Below are 18,811 nucleotides of genomic sequence, written 5' to 3' on the forward strand. Positions count from 1 at the left end.
GAACTTCATGTACCTTTCTTCATGTGCCGCTCATGGTACGGCGGAAACTCGAGTCGGGAGTGGAGGTCACCATGATTTCGGATCCGCTGCGGCCTCGACGGGAAGCGGGCGGCCTGGCGGTGACCAGCACCGCCGCCGATGGGGCGATCGTGGTGCACCCCGTCGGCGAGGTCGACATGGCCACCGAGGACATCCTCGCCTCGGGCATCGACGCCGCGTTGAACGACAAGCCCGCTGTCCTCATCCTCGACCTGACCGGCGTCGGCTTCTTCGGATCGGTCGGCGTCAGCGTGCTCATCAGGGCCCAACAGCGCTGCGACTGCGAGTTGCGGATGGTCGTCACCCCGCCTATCCGCCGCATGCTGACAATCGTCGGCCTGCAGAACGCGTGGCAGCTCTTCGACCGGCTCGACGACGCCCTGCGCATGCCCTCCGCCAAAGGCTGAGCTCAGCCCGTCTTGATAAGCGGCGCGTCCCGCGACAGTTCCCGGAACCCGACGCCCGTATAGAGCCCGAGCGCGTTGGGGTAACCCGGCGCGCCCAGGCAGGCGACCGTCGCGTGGGTGGCACCGGCCGCCCGCGCGAGACGCATCCCGTGCAACAGCATCGCGCGGCCGATCCCCAGCCGCCGGTAGTCCGGGTGCGTCCCGACCGGCTCGAACTCGACCGTCCGGTTGACCTCGTCGAGCCACATGATCGCCGAGGACGCCATCGTGCCGTCGGGCGCTTCCACCAGCACGTGCAGGTCGCCGCGGTATCCCGCCGACCGCCGCACACCCAGGTAGTCCTCGACCGTGTACGTCGACGGGGCCCAGGCGTCGGCATGGGCCCGGGCCGCGGCTTCCGACCCCACCTCGTCGGCATCGCGGAACCGGAACCCAGCGGGCAGCACCGGCCGCGCCACGTCGGTGAGGTCCCGCTCGTTGAGCTGGGTCCAGATCCCCTTGTCGCCGAGCGCGGCCGGGTCGGTGACGTAGCCGTGCGCCGCCCACCGGTTCAGCGCGAACCCGTCGGCGGCGCCCGCCCGCACCGTGCGGTCGACGCCCGGCGCGGTCTCGTCGTACCAGTCGATCACCTCGTCGACCAGCCCCGCGTGGTCGGGATGGACCTGGTAGGCCAGGTAGGCGCTCGATCCTTCGCCCTGCGGCAGGACGGCCCAGCCCCACGCGACGAGCTCCCCGCCGGAGAACCACAGCCGACGCGGCCAGCTCGCGCCGTCCCGGACGTGCCCTCTGCCCCAGATCCGAGCCAGCTCGCCGAACGAGGCGTCACTGTTGATCAAGTCCGGCCGAATGGCGACGACGCGCTGCGCCAAGCCCTGCATGAGTCGCACGTCCGCGGCGGTCACCAGCTCCAAGTTCGCCATAGTCCGCCACCCTGTCAGGAGTCCACAGAGCCGTCGAACCGGTTTCGGGGCAGGCTGCCCGGGCGACAGCCAGGGCAGCCCCCGCCCTCGCTACAGGTCGAGTGTCCAGCTGTTGATGTAGCCGGTGTCGCCGCCGAAGACGTCCTGCACGCGCAACTGCCACGTGCCATTCGACGACTCACCCGCCAGGTTCAGCGTGTGCGTCGCGACCACGTTGTCCGCGCTGTCGTTGTTGTCGGCGTTCTTCAGCCGGTACGCGCTCCCGTCCGGCGCGATCAGGTCGATCACGAGGTCACCTCGCCAGGTGTGGACAGCGCGGCACGGCCGCCGTTATCCGGCGGCCTCGTCCGGCGTGAGATGAGACCGCAACCAGCGTTCGGTGGTGGCCACGTGCGCCAGGGCCGCGGCCTGGGCGAGGAGGGCGTCGCCGTCGACGAGGGCATAGAAGATCGCCTCGTGTTCGGCGATGGTGCGGTCGGCGACGCGGTCGTCGACGAGCCCGCGCCAGATCCGGCCGCGCACGGTGGGTCCCGAGATCCCTTCGAGCAGGGCGGCGAGCGTGGGGTTGCCCGCGGCGACGCCGATCAGCCGGTGGAACTCGGCGTCGTGCCGGTTCAGCTCCTCGACGTCGTCGCGGGCCGCGCGCATCGCGTCGAGGTGGGCGGCGATCTCGGCCAGCGCGTCGGCGGAGACACGGGTCGCGGCCAGGCCGGTGGCGGCGGGCTCGATGAGCTTGCGCACCTCGGTCAGCTCCAGGAGCCGGTCGCCACGCACCAGTTCGACGGCGGAGGCGACACCGTCCAGCAGCAGCGCCGGTTCCAGGCTGGTCACATACGTGCCGTCGCCGCGGCGGATCTCCAGCACGCGGGTCACCACCAGCGCCTTGACCGCCTCCCGCACGAGGTTGCGGGACACGGCGAGGTCGGCGGCGAGCTGCTGTTCCGGCGGCAGCTTGCCGCCGGGCGGCAGTTCGCCCGACTGGATCATGTCCCGGATCCGGCCGATGGCCCGGTCGGTCAACAGCATCGCCGAGACATCCCATCTCCCGCAGAATCCAAGGTGAGTCAGCTCTGACGGTAGCAGCTTGACCTGGCTTATGGCGGGATTCGCCATAAGTGCGCTGAACTATGGACTTTCGTACGAGGACGGACTTATACATACATCCCATGTCAGGAGGCCGGCACCTCCGCCCCCCATGAAAGGAATCCATCGCATGGACACCCCTGTCGACCGGAGGCGTTTCCTCGGGTACGCGGCGCTGACCGCCGGGGCCGTCGGCCTCCCCGGCATGATGCTGCCCGGTCGCGCCGACGCCGCCGTGCCGCCGCAGATCACGCTTCCGCAGCGCGGCATCTACGACACCAGTCCGGCGTCCTCGTGGCAGGACGGCTTCCTGGTCGGCAACGGCGAGTCCGGCGCGGTGCTGTACGGCGCGCCCGCGCTGGAGAAGGTAATCCTCAACCACCACCGCCTGGTGCTGCCGAACGGCACCAGGTCGGTCACCCCGCCCGTGCTGTCCGGGCGCCTGGAGTCGGTGCGGGACAAGGCACTCGCCGGCGACTACAGCGGCGCGAACTGGGACTTCGCCGAGGGCTGGTCGCTGCGCTGGACCCAGACCTACCACCCGGCCTACGAGCTGCGCGTCGCCACCTCCAGCGCCGCGACGACCAGCGACTACGGCAGGGTCACCGACTTCCGCACCGGCGAGGTCACCACCAGCTGGACCGACCGCTACGGCACGTGGACCCGGCGCGCGTTCGCATCCCGCGCCGACCGGGTCGTCGTCCACGAGCTGTCCGCCCCCGGGACCCGGACGTTCGACACGACGATCAGCGCCAACACCGCGCTCGACGGGCTGCCCGGGACCATGGGCTTCACGACCCTGGCCAAGGTGAGCGGCGGCTCGGGCTACCTGAATGTGCGCGCCACCTACCCGTCAGGCCAGGGCGCGTTCGGCTACGAGGGCGTGACCCGCGTCGTCGCCGTCGGCGGCACCGTCACCGCGGGCGCGACCAGCGTGTTCGTCTCCGGGGCCAGGAAAGTCCTGCTGCTGACCAAAGTGGACCGCTACGAGTCGGCGACCGGGTGGAACTCCCAGCCCCTGCACGCCGCGCTGGCCGCGCTGTCCACCGACTACACCGCGCTGCGCACCCGCCACACCGCCCTGCACACCCCGATGTACGACCGGGCACGGCTCGATCTGAACGTCTCCGCCGCCGACCGCGCGCTGTCCACCAGCGAGCTGATCGCCCGGCAGAACTCCTCCCCCGGCGCGATCGACACCGCGCTGCTGGAACGGCTCTTCGACTCGGGGCGGTACCTGTTCCTCAGCTCCAGCGGCGTCCTGCCGCCGCGGCTGACCGGCATCTGGACCGGGTCGTGGTCGGAGGCGTGGGCAGGCGACTTCACCACCGACGCCAACGTCAACCTGCAGGTGTCGGGCGGCAACATCCTCGATCTTCCCGAGGCCATGCAGGGCTACACCGCGCTCGTCATGGGACAGCTCGCGCACTGGCGCACCAACGCGCGCAACCTCTACGGCGCCCGCGGCTTCCTGGCGCCCTCGCGCACCGACGGCGAGTACGGCCACATGCTGCACTTCAACAACGGCGACTTCCCCGGCCACACGTGGACCGGCGGCGCCGACTGGCTGCTCTACCCGCTGCTGGAGCACTACGAGATCACCGGCGACGAGGCGTTCCTGCGCGACAAGCTCGGCCCGGCGCTGATGGAGTTGGCCCTGTTCTATGAGGACTTCCTGACCCGGACCGACGGCAACGGCAAAGCCGTGTTCGTGCCGTCGTTCTCGATGGAGAACAGCCCGAGCAACACCGGTGTCTGCCTGTCGATCAACGCGACGGGCGACGTCATGGCGGGCAAGCACGCCCTGCAGGCGGCGATCTTCGCGGCGAACCGGCTCGGTGTCGAACAAGGGCCCGGCCAGGGTGTCGCGCGCTGGACCGCGCTGCTGGCCAAGATCCCCGCCTACCGGATCAACGGCGACAACGCGCTCGCCGAGTGGTCGTGGCCCGGCCTCGCCGACCGCTACAACCACCGCCACGTCCAGCACCTGTACGGCGCGTGGCCGCTGCACGAGATCAACCCGGAGGACAACCCGGACCTCGTCCGCCAGGCGGCGCGCGCGCTGCACCTTCGCGGCAACGAGAACACCTCGGCACACGGCAGCATCCACCGGGCGCTGGCGGGCACGCGGCTGAAGGACGGGGCGCAGGTCTACGACAGCCTGCGAAAGGTGTTGGGCGCCAACATGGTCTTCAAGTCGCTGATGACCTCGCACAACCCGAACCTGCACATCTACAACGCCGACGCGGCGAACGCGATCCCCGCCGTGCTCGCCGAGGCGCTGGTGTACTCGCGTCCCGGGGTGCTGGAGATCCTGCCCGCCGTACCCACCCAGTTGACCAAGGGCGCCATCAGCGGCGTGAAGGCGCGCGGGCGTATCCACGTGCACAGCCTCACCTGGGACCTGGCGGCGCGCACGGCCACGGTGTCCGTCACCTCGGCGATCAACCAGACCGTCACGTTCATCAGCCGCCGTGGCATCGCGGCGCTGACCACGACCGCGACCACCGCCGCCTCACCGGTCGGCGACCACGCGCGCAGGGTCACGCTCGTGGCGGGCCAGCGGGTCGACATCGCGGTGTCGCTGCGCCACGGCTGGTTCCAACTCGTCAACCGGGCCAGCGGCAAGACACTCGACATCGCCCACGCGAGCATCGATGACGGAGCCCTGGCCATCCAGTGGGCTTCCTCCGGTTCCGCCAACCAGCAGTGGCAGCTCGTCGCCAACCTTGACGGCACGCAGCGGCTTCAGGCCCGCCACAGCGGACGGCTGCTCACCGCTCCCGTCGGCGCGGGCGCGGGCGTCCAATTGACGCAGTGGCAGGACACCGGCACCGACAACCAGGGGTGGACCGTCACCGACGCGGGCGGCGGCTACGTCCACCTCGTCAACGCCCGCACCGGGCTCTGCGCCGACGTCGAAGGCGCCTCCCCCACCGATGGCGCCCGGGTCCTGCTGTGGCCGGTCACCTCCGCCCCCAACCAACAGTGGCGAATCGTGAGCGTCTGACGGAGTTCGGCCCACCGGCACCGCCCGGTGGGCCGCGCCGGGCTCAGTGGATGTGGGGCTGGCCGTCCTCGCCGAGGCCGTCGGTCGAGCGCCACGCGACGAACATCGGGCCGTCGCCGTTGCGCTGGACCTCGACGTCGTCGTGGCCGTGTTCGAGGGCGTCCCAGCGGGCGACGGTGCCGTCGTCCTCGTTCTTTCCGTACCAGCCGCAGTCGTTGCAGTAACCCTGGTACATGATCATGACCCGCTCCGTCCTCGGGGAAATGTCCACTGCGGACAGCGTCGCAGAACACTATGGCGGGCGCGACGAACACCGTACGATCGGCCCGCCGCTTTGCCCGAAGGGGCAGACCGGCGTCACCTGCCGAAATCGGCTGAAGTGATTTCGCCGAATCCGCCGCTGTCCAGTCGGCGGCCACCCCGATAAGGTGCGAATGTGAAGATCGACACAGAGCTGTCTCTGCCGGTGGAAGAAGCCGCGACACTGTATAACGCGGTCGGGTGGACCCGATACACGAAAGACTTGGCGAAATTGCGGCGCGCGTTCGACGGGTCGACGCTGATTCTCGCCGCCCGCGAGGACGACGGCACGCTGATCGGGCTCGCCAGGGTGATCAGTGACGGCGAGACGGTCTGCTACGTGCAGGACTTCCTCGTGCTGCCGGAGTGTCACCGGCGTGGCGTCGGACGGGCGCTGATGGCCGAACTGCGGCGCAGATTCGACCAGTGCCCATTCTTCCTGCTCTCGACCGATCCGCCCGGTTCGGAAGAGGCGGTCAAGTCCCACCCGTTTTACCGTTCCGTGGGCATGATCGCCCATGAGGAACAAAAATTGATGGCGTTCGGCCTCCCGGTCGACCGCTGAAAGGCGCACTGTTCCGCCGTCCAACGGCAGCGTGTTCCCGCGGTGATCCAACTGTGATGATGTGCGGGGCGCATCCGGGGTCGAATGGTTCACGGGGGAACTGTGCGAACTGCAACTGGTAATGGGAAAACACCGGAATCCCGGTTATCCGAACGCGAAGGGGTGGCCGCCGACCTGCGGCGGGCGGTGCGGCTGCTGCCCGACGATCCCGCCACCGCCGCGGTGCTGGCCGAGGACGCGGCGAACCGCGACCGCGAGTGCGCCGCGGCGTTCGCGCTGGCCGCGCTCGCCCGCTTCGAGTCGGGGCTGGTCGACCGGCGGGTAGTCGAGTTCCTGGAGGTCGCCACCCTGCTGAGCGGGATGGCGCCGGACCCGGCGGCCCGGCGGTGGATCAGCAGGCTGTCGGTGGCCATGGAGGCGACGTCGGCCATGGAACCCGACCGCACACGGGTCGACCTGTGGCTGGCGGCGGGCGTCGGCAGGCCGGCCGGGGCGCGGCGCGACGAGGACACCGCCTGGCTGACCTTCCTCGCCGACCGCGAGTGCGGCGACCACCTCGTCGCCCTCGGCGGCGGCGAGGGCCTGCCGAAGGTGCACCGGGTGGCCAGGGTCGCCTGGTACAGCGCGCTGGCCGCCGCCGCGACCTCGGTGGCGGCGGCGACGCGCTGGGCCCAGTTCGCGCAGCGCGCGGTCTCCACGCTGGCCGCCGACATCGGCCGCCCGCTGCGCACCGGCCACGCCCTGCTGGCGTGGACGCACGCCCGCCTGCTGCTGGAACCCGCCGAGGCGGCGGGGTGGGCGGTGATGGCGGCCAACGCGTTCGGTGACCCGCTCTACGCGGGCTGGTCGCGCCTGGTCGCGTCCGTCGCCATGGCCGAGGCGGGGTACGACGAGGCGGCCCGCGTCGAGGCGGGCCGGGCCCGCGCGCTGCTCGGCCCACATTCGCCCGCGCTGTTCCCGATGCTGCGCCTGCGCGCGGACCGCGCCCGCTCCCGCCCGGTGCGGCCCGGTGGGCCGACCCGACGGGAGCGGGTGGTGCTGAAACTGCTGGCCGACGGCCTCACGGCCGCGGCGATCGCCCGCAGGCTGGAGATCTCGCCGCGCACCGTGCACCACCACCTGGAGAGCCTGTACCGCAAGCTCGGCACCAACGACAGGCTCACCACCGTGCGCCGCGCGGAGTCCATCGGCCTGCTGTGACCACGATCAGCCGACCTCCGGCGGACGATCCCGGCACCGCCACCAACTGCTCCGCCACCTCGAGTCCATCGGACTGCTCTAACTAATCGATCCCCGGACCACTCCCGCCAGCCCGGCCACCGTCGGATGGTCGAACAGCGCCGTGAGCGACACCTTCGGTCCCAGCCGCCGATGGATCAGCGCGAGTACCCGGTTGGCGAGCAGCGAGTGCCCGCCCAACTCGAAGAAGTCGTCGGTTGGACCCACCTCCGGCAGATTCAGCACTTCCCGCCAGATCGCGGCGACCACGTCTTCGACTGACCCGCCCCCACTCCCCTGATCCGCCGGGCGAGCCTCGGTGGCCAGTGAACGCAGGAGGCCCGCGCGGTCGAGCTTGCCGTTGGGGGTCAGCGGAAGGCCGTCCACGCTGTGCCAGACATCCGGGACCAGATAGGCGGGCAGCGCCAACCGGGACCGCACCTCCGCGATCGTCGCCCCCGGCCGCAGGACCACGCACGCCACCAGTCCACGGGTGTCCGCCCGGTCCCCGGCCAGGACGACCGCCGCGTCGCGCACCGCCGGATCCGCCCGCAGCGCCGTCTCCACCTCGCCCGGCTCGACCCGGAAGCCGCGCTTCTTGACCTGGTCGTCGAGCCTGCCGACGAAGTCGAGCGCACCGTCCGCACGGCGCCGCACCCGGTCGCCCGAGGCGTAGAAACGCGAGCCGTCGATGGTGACGAACTTGGCCGCAGTCAGGTCCGGGTCGTCCAGGTAACCAAGCGCCAAACCGTTTCCGCCGATGTGCAACTGCCCCTCCGAAGCCTCCTGGAGGTTCTCGTCGAGGACTCGCAGGTGCGCGCCCGCCGCCGGACAGCCGATCGGCACCGTGCCGGAGACATCGGCGGGGACGACGTGACGGGCGACGTAGACCGTGGTCTCGGTCGGGCCGTAGATGTTGACCAACCTGCACGAAGGCACCGCCGCGAGGAACCGCGCGCTGTGCGCCGCCGACAGGACGTCGCCGCCCGCCAGGACCGTGCGCAGCCCGGCCAACTGGTCCACGCACTCATCGACCATCAAGTGGAACAGCCCGGTCGGGAACAGCACCGTCGTCACGCCGTGGCGGACGATGAGGTCGCCGATGTCCAACACGGAGGCCTTGGCGGGCACCGGGACCAGCGCCGCGCCGGTCCCGAGGGTGCACCACAGGTCGAACGTCGTGGCGTCGAACGACGGCGAGGACACCCACAGCACCACGTCGTCCGGACCGGGCCGCTCGACGTCCGGCCCGTCGACGAGCCCGGCCACCGCCCGACGGGGTACCCGCACGCCCTTCGGCACCCCGGTCGAGCCGGAGGTGAACATGACGTAGGCCAGGTCTTCGTCCGAAGTGGACACCTGCGGTCGCTCCGCACCCGCCAGGGTCTCGATCGCCACGGACCCCGCGACCAGATGGGTGTGCGGGACCGTGGTGAGCGTGAGCGGGCACGCCGCGGCGCGGACCAGCTGGTCGAGCCGAGCGGGCGGGTACTCCGGGTCGAGCGGCAGGTACGCCGCACCCGCCTTCAGCGTCGCAAGCACCGCGACCACGAACTCCGCCGAGCGCTCCATCAGGATCCCGATGACGGTGCCACGCCGGTCGCCCAGCGCGGCGGCCACCGCGTCGGCGCGGCGGTGGAGTTCGGCGTGGGTGACCACCAGGTCACCGTCGAGGATCGCGGGCCGGTCGCTGTCGGCCCAGGCGTCGACCAGGTCGAGCAGCCGATCAGCCATGGCCGATCACCCGGTCGAGGCGGTCGCCGTGCAGGAGGTCCTTGCTCATCGCGGTGTAGTCCGGGCAGTCCGGCTCCGGGGCGAACTCCGCCCACGCCGCGGCCAGCCGCCGCCGCTCGTCCACGCACGCGATGTCGGCCAGGTCGAGCGCGCCGGGGTCACCGCGGTCGGCTAGATGGGCCGCGCGGGCGAGGGTCGCGGCCATGCTCAGCAGCCCGCCGGAGATCCGGCCCGCGAGGACGACCTCGTGCTGGCGGGCGCCCTCGTGCAGCCGCGCCCGCAGCCCGGCGAACCGGGTCGCCTCCGCGACGAGCGCCCGCAGGTGTTCGGCGCAGGGACCGGTCAGCGCCGAGTCTTCTACCGGCACCGACGACTCGGCCTCGGCGCCGTCGATCGCGGCGAGGCCGGACCAGTAGTCGAGCAGGAAGTCGACCCCACCGGCCACCCGCAGGCCGCGGGCGTCGCGGAAGGCGCGCTCGACGGGGAACGGCGGGGCACCGCGCCGCGACTTCGAGGTCGCGGTCTCGAACCCCTCCCCCGCCAGCAGGGACAGCGTGCTGTCGACGACCCGCCAGCACGCCAGCGAGATGAGGTTCTTGGCCGCGGTGAACTCCGGTACCTTGGCGCCGAGGTCGGCGCCGAGCATCCCCCACTCGACGAGGCTGTCCATCGCGAACACCTCCGCCGCCGAACGCGCGACGATCCGCTGCACCTCCTCGTAGTCGCCCAGCGCCTTCCCGTCCATCTGCCTGCGCCGGACGAAGTCACGCTGCCAGTAGAGACACTGCTTGGCGATCGCCAGCGACGGCGCGGCGATGACGAGCATCCGGGCCATGATCGCGATGCGGACCAGCGCGGGTTCGGCCCGCCAGCTGTCCTCGGTGGTCGGCAGGAGGTACTCGGCGGGCACGCGCACGTCGTGGAACCGCAGCACGCCGACCGACGACCCCTTGAGGCCGAGGAACTCCTGCGCGCCCGCCACCTCGACCCCGGGCAGGTCGGTGGGCACGAAGAAGATCCGCACCTGGTCCACCCCGTCGACCCGCACGGTGGCGGACACGTCGACCAGACCGGCCGATGGCGCGTTGCCGATGAAGATCTTCTCCCCGGTCAGCCGGTAGACCTCGCCATCCAGAACCGCTGTGGTCGCCCTGGTCTCGTTGGCCGCCCCGCCCACCTCGGTGTCGGCGCTGCCGGACAGTGAACCCGCGGCGACGTGCGAGGTGATCAGGTCCTTCAGCGGGCCGTCGGCCAGCAGCGGCAGGTAGGCGCCCGCCCCGAACCCGTTGGAGATCGCGAGCATCCAGGCCACCGGGACGCACCAGCCCGCCGCCGCCTCGATGACCCGCACCGTGTTCATCGGCGACAGGTCGAGCCCGCCCAGGTCGGGACCCATGGTCAGCGACAGGAACCCGCCCGCGCGCAGCCGCTCGACCAGCCCATCGGGCAGAGCGGCGGCGCGGTCGACCGCCTCGGGGTCGACGTGCTCGTGGAGCAGCGCCGTCAGCTCGGCGATGACCCGGTCGCCGACCGCGCGGTCGGCGGGGTCATGCTCGGGGAACGGCCGCAGCAGCTCCCAGCGCACCCGACCCCGGCACAGCTCGCCGAGCAGACCGGGCGAGGAAGTCGAAGAACTCACGGTTGTTGTCCTCCCTGAAGTAGAAGTGGCCGCCGGGGAACAGGCGGTGGGTGAAGGCGCCGGTGGTGTGCGAGTGCCACGCGGCGATGTCGGACTCGGGAATGTCGTCGTCGGCCCCTCCGATCGCCACCACTGGCACGGGGAGCGTCGGGCCGGGCAACGGCTGGTAGTCGGCGACTATTTGCAGGTCGGCGCGCAGGCCGTCGAGCACGAGTGCCCGCCACTCGGCGTCCTCGCGCAGTTCGTCGGGGACCGGGCCATAGCGCCGCTCGACCTCGTCGAGCAGCGCGAAGTCGTCGAGCCCGGGCAGGGTCGGGTCGCCGACGTGCAGGTGCGGCGCCTCGTGCGCGGAGACGTACAGGCACTCGGGAAGCGCGGCGCCGCGGCGCTGGAGTTCGCGGGCCACCTCGAAGGCCACCGCCGCGCCGAGGCTGTGTCCGAAGAGGACATACGGCGGGGTGAACTCGACCTCGGTGACGATCGCCCGCACCAGGTCGGCCATCGCGTCGATGGGGTCCTCGTCGAGCCTGCTGCCCCGGCCCGGCGGTTGCAGCCCCCACACCTCGACGTCGGGCAGCGCGTCGGCCCAGTGCAGGAACTCCCCCGCCGAGCCGCCGCTGTGGGGCAGGCAGTAGAGGCGCAGCCCGGCGTCGGGCCTGCGTGCGCGGGAAAGCAGCCAGGTCATCGGTCCGCTCCGATCACGGCCGCGAGCGCGGCCACGGTCGGGGCGCGGAACACCGCGCGGGCGGGCAGCGAGACGCCGAGGTCGCGGCGCAGCGCGGCGGCCACCCGCACGGCCAGCATCGAGTCGCCGCCGAGTTCGAAGAAGTTGGCCTCCCGGTGGATGCCGGACATGCCGAGCACCGCGGCGAACGCGTCCCGCACGGCGCACTCCATCGGGTCGGCCGACTCGTCGACCGCGGCGTCGGACTCGGTGGCCACCGGCCCCGGGTCATCGCGGTCGACCCGCAGGCTGACGCGCTGGAACGGATAGGTCGGCATCGGGACTCGCAGCCGCCGCTCGCCGCGGTGCAAGCCGGACCAGTCGACCGTCACCCCGGCCTGCCAGATTCGTCCGACCGCGGTCAGCAGGACGCGCCGCTCGCTCACGTCGTCGGCGGGGTGCGGCATGCTCGCCACCACGACCCGGTCACCGCGCCCCGGGTGCCTGCGCGTCAGCGCGGCCAGCGTCCGACCGGGCCCGACTTCGAGGATCACGTTGTCCCCCATGGCGAACACCGTCTCCAGCGCGTCGGTGAAGTTCACCGTGCCGCGCAGGTGGGCGCTCCAGTAGCCGGGGTCCGCCGCCTCGGCCACCATTCGTCCACTGTGGTCACTGACCCACGGCACCTTCGGCGCGCGGGGCGCCGTCGCGGCGACCTCCTTCTCGAAGCGGGCGAGTTCGGGCTGGACTAGGTGGGAGTGCGCGGCGGTGCTGATGTGCAGGATGTTGCCGGTCACGCCCTGGGCCTCGTACTCGGCGCGCAGCCGGTCGACGGCCTCGACGGGACCCGCCACGACGCACTGGTCCGGTCCGTTGACCGCCGCGAGGGACAGGTCCGGGCCGAGCGACAGATCGGCGGCGGCGAGCGGCAGGGCGAGCATCGCCCCGGCGGGCAGGCCGCCGAGGATGCGTCCCCGCTCGCGGACCAAGGCGAGTGCGTCGGCCCAGTCGAGGGCGCCCGCGACCGCCGCGGCGGCGTAGGCGCCGAGGCTGTGCCCGAGGACGGCGGCGGGGGTGACGCACCAGCTCTCCCACAGCCGCGCCAGGGCCAGTTCGGTGGCGAACACCGCGGGCTGGCCGATCTCCATGGTGGCCAGCAGGCCGTCGGCGTCCGGGTGCCTGCCCAGCAGGACGTCACGCAGGTCGACCCCGAGGTCGGCGACCGACGCGGCGGCGCACTCGTCGATCACCTCGGAGTAGACCGGCTCCTGCCGGTACAGCTCGGCGCCCATGCCGACGTGCTGTCCGCCCTGGCCGGGGAACAGGAACACGACACCGCGCTCGCGGGCCGCGGCGACCTCCGCCCTTGGCAGCGCGTCGGCGACCTCGGCGGCCGACGCGCCGACGGCGAACGCCCGGTACTCGAACGCCTTGCGGCCGGTCTGCGCCGTCCAGGCCACGTCCGCCAGGGGTTCGGCGGACACCTGCGCCACCCACCTCTTGGCGGTCGCGGTGACCGCGGCGGGTGTGCGCGCCGAGATCGGGACCAGCTGAAACTCCCGGCCCGGGTCGGACTCGGCCGCGGGCGGTTCCTCCAGGACCACGTGGGCGTTGGCGCCGCCGAGCCCGAGCGAGTGCACCCCGGCCCGGCGCGGGCGCGGGCCACGAGGCCAGGCCGTGGGCGTGCTGGTGACCTCGAACGGGGTGTTGGCGAGGTCGAGCTCCGGGTTCGGCTCGGTGAAGTTCGGCGTCGGCGGCACCACGCCCGCCCGCAGCGCGAGCGCGACCTTGATCAGGCCGAGCACCCCCGCGGCGGTGTCGGTGTGGCCGATGTTCGCCTTGACCGCGCCCAGCAGGCAGCGCGCCCCCGGCCCGAACGCCTGGGTGAGCGCGCGGACCTCGATCGGGTCGCCGACCGGGGTGCCGGTGCCGTGCGCCTCGACGAACGAGACCGACTCCGGGTCGATCCCGGCCACCTGGTGCGCGGCCCGGACCGCCGCGACCTGGCCGGGAACGCTCGGCGCGGCGAAGCCGACCTTGGCGGCGCCGTCGTTGGCGACCGCCGAGCCGAGGATCACCGCGTGCACCGGGTCCCCGTCGGCGATGGCGTCGTCGAGCCGCTTCAGCGCGACCACGCCCGCGCCGTCACTCGGCACGGTGCCCGACGCGTTGATGTCGAATGGCCTGCAGTGCCCGTCCGGGGCGATGATCCCGTCCTCGCCCGGCCCGCCGGGTCCGTGCAGGGTCACCCCGCCCGCCAGCGCGACGTCGCACTCGCCCGCGAGCACCGACTGCGTGGCAAGGTGGATGGCCACCAGCGAGGTCGCGCACGCGGCCTGGACGGTGACCGCCGGGCCGGTCAGTCCGAGCTTGTAGGCGACGCGGCTGGTCAGGAAGTCGGCGCCGGAGGCGAGGCGGAACTGAAGCTCGGAGGCGTCGGGGAAGCGGTGGTGGTTGGCGCGGAGCCGGTCGAGGTGGTCGCTGTCGCCGCTTCCGCCGAACACGCCGATCACCACGTCGTCGCCCGGCACCTGCCCGGCGTGTTCGAGCGCCTCCCACGCGCACTCCAGGAACACGCGCTGCTGCGGGTCGATCAGCAGCGCCTCGCTCGGCGCGTAGCCGAAGAAGGCCGGGTCGAACAGGTCGGTGTCGCGCACGACGCCCGCGGCCACACCGTCCACTGTGTCCAGTAGTTCCCTGCCTTCGGCCAGGGCACGCCAGAAGCCGTCGAGGCCGTCCGTGCCCGGGACCCGGCAGGCCATCCCGATCACCGCGACGTAGTCGCCCCCGGTCACGACGCCTCCTGCGGTTCGAGCGCGGGCGCCTCGTCGGCGGGCAGTTCGAGCGAGCGGACCGGCTTCACCAGGGCGGGCAGCAGCGACAGCGCGCACGCCGCGGCGGCCGCCCACAGCACTCCGCGCAGGCCGAGCGGGACGGCGAGGAAGCCGCCGAGCGCGGCGCCGACCGGCAGCGTGCCCCACTCGATGAACCGCAGGGTCGCGTTCGTGCGGCTCATGAGGTGCTCTGGGGTGAGGACCTGGCGGAGGGTCACCTGCGTGACGTTGTAGACGACGACACCGAAATAGGCGACGAACAGGCCCGCGCCGAACCCGATGAACCCGGTGGCCACGGGCAGCATCGCGGCGCCCGCGGTGAACACGACGACGGACCCGATCAGCAGGCGGCCCGGCGCGATCCGGCGGGACAGCGGCCCGCTGGCCACCGCGCCGACGAGGCCGCCGAGGTTGCCGATGGCCAGCACGGCACCGATCGCGCCCGCGCTCAGGCCCAGCACCTCGGCGCCGTAGAACACCTGCATGGCGAGCACGGCGGCGAACCCGAGGTTGGCCAGGGCGTCGCACACCGCGAGCGGGGCCAGCACCGGGTGCGAGCGGACGAACCGCACACCCTCGGCGATCTCCTTGCCCAGCCCCTGCGGTGCCACGACGGCCTTCGGCCTTGCGCGGTCGCGCACGAACAGCAGGAACACGAACGACAGCGCGTAGCTGAGAGCGTCGATCAGCACCGCCAGGGGCGCGCTCACCCACTGGACCACGAACCCGCCCGCGGTCGGGCCGCCGAGCTGCGAGAACGACCGGGAGCCCTCCAGTTTGGCGTTGCCGTCAGCCAACTGGTCGTCGGTCAGCAGTTCCGGGAGGATCGACATCTGCGCGACGTCGAAGAACAGCGTGCCCACGCCGATCACGAACGCCACGGCGAACAGCAGCGGCATGGTCAGCACGCCGGCCGCCCACGCGATCGGGACCACCAGGAGCGCGGCCGCCCGCGCGCCGTCGGACACCAGCAGCACCGCCCGCAGCGGCAGCCGCTCCACCCAGGCGCCCGCGGGTAAGCCGAGCAGCAGGATAGGCACGAACTCGATCGCGAACAGCAGGCCGATGTCGGCGGCGTCGGCGTCGAGCAGCAGCGCGACCAGCGGGAACGCGACCAGGGTGAACTGGGTGCCGAGCAGGCTGACCGTCTGGGCCAGCCAGAGGTTGCGGAAGCGCGACAACCGCCAAAGGGACTCGGGCATGGCTCATCCCTCCCTTCGCGGGCGAGGGGCGGGACGGCGGTTCGGATCCTGGTGCATGATCTCCTCTGTCCTTGGTGGTTGCGTGGCGCGGCGGCGGGCCATGCGGGACCGGCCCGCCCGCAGCGCGGCGCCGCGGTCGTTCGGACCGGGCTCATGCCCGCCGTCGAGGTGGCGGGCAAGGGCGGCGATGGTGGGGTGTTCGTAGAGCGCGACCAGCGGCACGGACCGCTCCAGTCGCGAGTGGACGGACGACAGGAGCAGCGAGGTGCCGCCCACCTCGAAGAAGTTGTCGTGGACACCGATGTCGGGTAGGCCGAGCGCGGCCTTCCAGATCTCGGCGACGGCCCGCTCGGTCTCGGTGCGGGCCCGCGCCGTGCCAACGCGGACGGGGTCGGGGTCGGGCAGCGCCCGGTGGTCGACCTTGCCGTTGGCCGTGACCGGAATGGTCGGGATGGCGACCAGGGCGGCGGGGACGAGGTAGGTCGGCAGCGACGCGGCCAAGTGCTCGCGCAGGTCGCTTGGCACCTTGGGCACGACATAGCCGACGAGCCGGTCCGACCGCACCGACACCACGGCCGCCGAGACGTCCGGGTGCGCGCACAGGACGGCCTCGATGTGGCCGGGCTCGATCCGGTAGCCGCGCACCTTCAGTTGGTCGTCGAGCCTGCCGAGCGCCTCCAGCCTGCCGTCGGGCCGCCACCGCGCCCGGTCGCCGCTGCGGTGCAGCCGCTCCCCCTCGCGGAACGGGTTGCGCACGAACCGTTCCGCGGTCAGGTCCGGGCGGCCGAGGTAGCCGCGGGCAAGACAGTCGCCTCCGAGGTAGAGCTCACCGGCCACCCCGACCGGTACCGGCCACAGGGCGTCGTCGAGCACGTAGGCGCGCACGCCGTCGAGTGGGCGGCCGATCGGCACGCGGGCGCCGTCGAACTCGGTGATCATCTCGCCGGTCGCGTTGACCGTGGTCTCGGTGAGGCCGTAGGCGTTGAACAGCGGCAAGCCGACGTCCCGCCGCCACGCGCGCAGCGCCGCCGGGTCGACGGGCTCGGCGCCGATCGACACCAGGCGCAGCGACGGACCCGGGTGCACCCCTTCTGCGGCGGCCGCGGCCGCCCACCTGGCCCAGTTGCTGGAGGTCAGGATCGTGAACGTGATCCGCTCGGCGGCCATGAACGCCGCCATCCGCTCCGGCGCGGGCGGCGGCTCGGGCGCGAGGACGACGCACCCGCCCACGCGCCAGGTCGGGAACGTCTCCTCCACCGTGATGTCGAATCCCGCGTTGGCGAACTGCAGCACGCGGTCTGCTGCGGTGTGACCGTAGATGTCCACCACCGCCTCGACCACATTGGACAGACCGCGGTGGGTGACCGCGACGCCCTTGGGCTCGCCGGTGGAGCCGGAGGTGAACAGCACGTACGCGAGGTGGTCCGGCCCCGATCTGCGCTCCCCCGGTCCTGCCGCCGGGCCGTCGACCGCGTGCTTCGTCACGGTGTCCGGCAGGCGGTGGTCCAGTCCGGCCTCGACCACCGCGTGCTTCGCGGCGGCGGTGGTGAGGACGCGGTCGAGGTAGGCGGGTGGGTGTGTCGGGCTCAGCGGGATGTACGCGCCGTCGGCCTTCAGGATGCCGAGGATGGCCACGAACAGGTCGACGCTTCGGTGGGCGAGCACGCCGACCGCGTCGTCCGGCCCGACGCCTGCCGCGCGCAGCCGAGCCGCGAGGCCGTTGGCGCGAGCGTCGATCTCGGCGTAGCTGTGCTCGACGCCGCCCGCGCTGATCGCCGGGGCGTCCGGGGTGAGCTCGGCCTGGCGGGCGAACAGTTCGTGCACGAGCTCGCGCGGCGCCCGGGCGGGCGGTCCGTCGGCCCACTCCCGCACGAGCAGGTCGTGCTCGGCGGCGGAGAGCAGGGGCAGCCCGGCGACCGGGGTGTCCGGGTCGGCGACGGCGCCCGCGAGCAGCCGGAGGTAGTAGTCGGTGATCCGCTCGACGGTGTCGGCGTCGTAGAGCTCGGTGCTGTAGGTGAGGACGACGGCGTACTGGTCGCCGACCTGGCTGACCGACACGTCGAGGTCGAACTTCGCGGTGGTCGGCGCGGGGACGGCCACTTCGGCGCGGAGGCCGGGGAAGTCGGGCTCGGCGTACGGCGCGAGGTCGGCGCTGAAGGCGACCTGGACCAACGGCGTGTGGCTGGGCGCGCGATCGGGCCTGACCGCGTCCACGATCCGGTCGAACGGGACGCCTTGGTGGGCCAGCGCGGCGAGGACGGACCGGCGGGTGTCGGCGAGCAGCTCGGTGAACGTGGCGGCGCCGGTGCGCAGCCGGATCGGCAGGGTGTCGACGAACATGCCGACCAGCGCGTGGCTCTCCGGCTCGTGCCGGTTCGACACCGGCGAGCCGACCAGCACCTCGGCGGCGCCGCTCAGCCTGCCGAGCACCGCGCCGAACCCGGCCAGCAGCACCATGAACGGCGTCATCCGGGAGCGGCGGGCCAGGGCCGCCACCTCGGACAGGAGGTCGTCGGGGATCGTGGTGACCAGGGTCGCCCCGGCGGGGCCGCGGACCGCGGGGCGGGGCCGGTCGGCGAGGACGGTCAGCAGGTCCGGCGCCCCGGCGAGGTGGTCCCGCCACCAGTCGACGTCGGTCGACGGCTCGGCGGGCAGCTCGGCGGCGAGTGGGGCGGGCGGCTGACCGGCGTAGAAGGCGGCGAGGTCGTCGAAGAACACCCGCAGGGACTGGCCGTCGCAGACGATGTGGTGCACCGCGACGCACAGCACGTGGTCGTCGGGGCCGAGCCGGAGCAGGCGCAGCCGCAGCAGCGGCCCGGCGGCGAGGTCGAACGGCTCCTCACACCACGCCTGGGCGATGCGGTCGACGTCGTCGGGGTCCACCTCGTCGAGCGGAACCGGCACGTCCACGCGGTCGAGCACCCGCCGGACCGGCACGCCGTCGACGGCAGGGAAGACCGAGCGCAGCATCTCGTGCCGCTCGACCACGCCTGCCACCGCCAGGCGCAGCGCGGCGACGTCGAGAGTGCCTCTCAGCCGGACCGAGCAGAACACGTTGTATACCGAGCTTTCCGGCATCAGCTGGTCACTCAGCCACAGTCCGCGCTGTGCGGGCGATACCGGCAGTGGTGCGGCCACGCTCTTCCTCCCGAGTTGTCGCGGGCCGCGCGTGCGGCCCCCGACGAATCCTGTGGGC

At 72.4% G+C, this 18,811-nt stretch carries 13 protein-coding genes and 1 pseudogene; 4 read left to right on the forward strand and 10 right to left on the reverse strand.

The annotated features are described in order from the left end of the window. Positions 1-71 precede the first annotated feature (71 nt). Positions 72-446, forward strand: coding sequence for an STAS domain-containing protein (locus tag ACSHT8_RS06505; RefSeq protein WP_436498667.1), 375 nt, complete (start codon positions 72-74; stop codon positions 444-446). 2 nt (positions 447-448) lie between these two features. Here ACSHT8_RS06505 and ACSHT8_RS06510 read toward each other — a convergent pair whose 3' ends face one another. The 3 genes and pseudogenes from ACSHT8_RS06510 to ACSHT8_RS06520 all read right to left on the reverse strand — a co-directional run bounded on the left by ACSHT8_RS06510 (position 449) and on the right by ACSHT8_RS06520 (position 2,392). Then, entirely contained in the window at positions 449-1,366 is a 918-nt protein-coding gene (locus tag ACSHT8_RS06510) for a GNAT family N-acetyltransferase (RefSeq protein ID WP_436498669.1), read from the reverse strand. A gap of 90 nt (positions 1,367-1,456) precedes the next feature. Further along, positions 1,457-1,666 (reverse strand): annotated as a pseudogene (locus ACSHT8_RS06515) (proprotein convertase P-domain-containing protein); the annotation flags it as partial. A 30-nt stretch (positions 1,667-1,696) separates the two neighbouring features. Next, positions 1,697-2,392 (reverse strand): FadR/GntR family transcriptional regulator, encoded by a 696-nt coding sequence (locus ACSHT8_RS06520; RefSeq protein WP_436498671.1) that lies wholly within the window; start codon positions 2,390-2,392, stop codon positions 1,697-1,699. A gap of 187 nt (positions 2,393-2,579) precedes the next feature. Between ACSHT8_RS06520 and ACSHT8_RS06525 the strand changes: the two genes are divergently transcribed. Continuing rightward, positions 2,580-5,459, forward strand: a complete 2,880-nt coding sequence (locus ACSHT8_RS06525) for a glycosyl hydrolase family 95 catalytic domain-containing protein (RefSeq protein ID WP_436498673.1) — start codon at positions 2,580-2,582, stop codon at positions 5,457-5,459. 43 nt (positions 5,460-5,502) lie between these two features. On the opposite strand, the gene ACSHT8_RS06530 is transcribed toward ACSHT8_RS06525, so the two are convergent. Further along, the gene (locus tag ACSHT8_RS06530) at positions 5,503-5,700 is read right to left on the reverse strand and encodes a hypothetical protein (protein ID WP_436498675.1); all 198 of its coding nucleotides are present in this window, start codon (positions 5,698-5,700) and stop codon (positions 5,503-5,505) included. A 195-nt stretch (positions 5,701-5,895) separates the two neighbouring features. Between ACSHT8_RS06530 and ACSHT8_RS06535 the strand changes: the two genes are divergently transcribed. Continuing rightward, on the forward strand, positions 5,896-6,324 hold the full coding sequence (locus ACSHT8_RS06535; RefSeq protein ID WP_436498677.1) for a GNAT family N-acetyltransferase: 429 nt from the start codon (positions 5,896-5,898) through the stop codon (positions 6,322-6,324). A 162-nt stretch (positions 6,325-6,486) separates the two neighbouring features. Further along, positions 6,487-7,524, forward strand: coding sequence for a LuxR C-terminal-related transcriptional regulator (locus tag ACSHT8_RS06540; protein WP_436498679.1), 1,038 nt, complete (start codon positions 6,487-6,489; stop codon positions 7,522-7,524). Between the two features lie 78 nt (positions 7,525-7,602). On the opposite strand, the gene ACSHT8_RS06545 is transcribed toward ACSHT8_RS06540, so the two are convergent. From ACSHT8_RS06545 to ACSHT8_RS06570, 6 genes are read right to left on the reverse strand one after another with little or no spacing between them, the layout of a single operon-like run. Beyond that, positions 7,603-9,276: a non-ribosomal peptide synthetase gene (locus ACSHT8_RS06545; RefSeq protein WP_436498681.1), complete on the reverse strand. Its 1,674-nt coding sequence runs from the start codon at positions 9,274-9,276 to the stop codon at positions 7,603-7,605. After that, positions 9,269-10,915: an acyl-CoA dehydrogenase family protein gene (locus ACSHT8_RS06550; RefSeq protein WP_436498683.1), complete on the reverse strand. Its 1,647-nt coding sequence runs from the start codon at positions 10,913-10,915 to the stop codon at positions 9,269-9,271. Before ACSHT8_RS06550 ends, ACSHT8_RS06545 begins: the two co-directional genes overlap by 8 nt. Continuing rightward, positions 10,824-11,600 (reverse strand): thioesterase II family protein, encoded by a 777-nt coding sequence (locus ACSHT8_RS06555; RefSeq protein ID WP_436498685.1) that lies wholly within the window; start codon positions 11,598-11,600, stop codon positions 10,824-10,826. Before ACSHT8_RS06555 ends, ACSHT8_RS06550 begins: the two co-directional genes overlap by 92 nt. After that, a complete protein-coding gene (locus tag ACSHT8_RS06560) occupies positions 11,597-14,374 on the reverse strand; it encodes a type I polyketide synthase (protein ID WP_436498687.1) in 2,778 nt (925 codons plus the stop codon). The genes ACSHT8_RS06555 and ACSHT8_RS06560 overlap by 4 nt, the downstream gene beginning before the upstream one ends. Continuing rightward, positions 14,371-15,615 carry an MFS transporter gene (locus ACSHT8_RS06565; protein ID WP_436498689.1) on the reverse strand — a complete coding sequence of 415 codons (1,245 nt, stop codon included), beginning with the start codon at positions 15,613-15,615 and terminating at the stop codon, positions 14,371-14,373. Before ACSHT8_RS06565 ends, ACSHT8_RS06560 begins: the two co-directional genes overlap by 4 nt. Positions 15,616-15,618: 3 nt before the next feature. Next, on the reverse strand, positions 15,619-18,753 hold the full coding sequence (locus ACSHT8_RS06570; protein WP_436498691.1) for a non-ribosomal peptide synthetase: 3,135 nt from the start codon (positions 18,751-18,753) through the stop codon (positions 15,619-15,621). Positions 18,754-18,811: the final 58 nt, after the last annotated feature.

It is taken from the genome of Actinokineospora sp. HUAS TT18 (genome assembly GCF_051364635.1).
Lineage (GTDB): Bacteria > Actinomycetota > Actinomycetes > Mycobacteriales > Pseudonocardiaceae > Actinokineospora.

Excerpts from the sequence above, each read along its gene's own strand:
- ACSHT8_RS06525 (WP_436498673.1), top strand. The coding sequence starts at position 2,580 with ATGGACACCCCTGTCGACCGGAGGCGTTTCCTCGGGTACGCGGCGCTG.
- ACSHT8_RS06505 (WP_436498667.1), top strand. The coding sequence starts at position 72 with ATGATTTCGGATCCGCTGCGGCCTCGACGGGAAGCGGGCGGCCTGGCG.
- ACSHT8_RS06565 (WP_436498689.1), bottom strand. The coding sequence starts at position 15,615 with ATGCCCGAGTCCCTTTGGCGGTTGTCGCGCTTCCGCAACCTCTGGCTG.
- ACSHT8_RS06510 (WP_436498669.1), bottom strand. The coding sequence starts at position 1,366 with ATGGCGAACTTGGAGCTGGTGACCGCCGCGGACGTGCGACTCATGCAG.
- ACSHT8_RS06545 (WP_436498681.1), bottom strand. The coding sequence starts at position 9,276 with ATGGCTGATCGGCTGCTCGACCTGGTCGACGCCTGGGCCGACAGCGAC.
- ACSHT8_RS06555 (WP_436498685.1), bottom strand. The coding sequence starts at position 11,600 with ATGACCTGGCTGCTTTCCCGCGCACGCAGGCCCGACGCCGGGCTGCGC.
- ACSHT8_RS06520 (WP_436498671.1), bottom strand. The coding sequence starts at position 2,392 with ATGCTGTTGACCGACCGGGCCATCGGCCGGATCCGGGACATGATCCAG.
- ACSHT8_RS06530 (WP_436498675.1), bottom strand. The coding sequence starts at position 5,700 with ATGATCATGTACCAGGGTTACTGCAACGACTGCGGCTGGTACGGAAAG.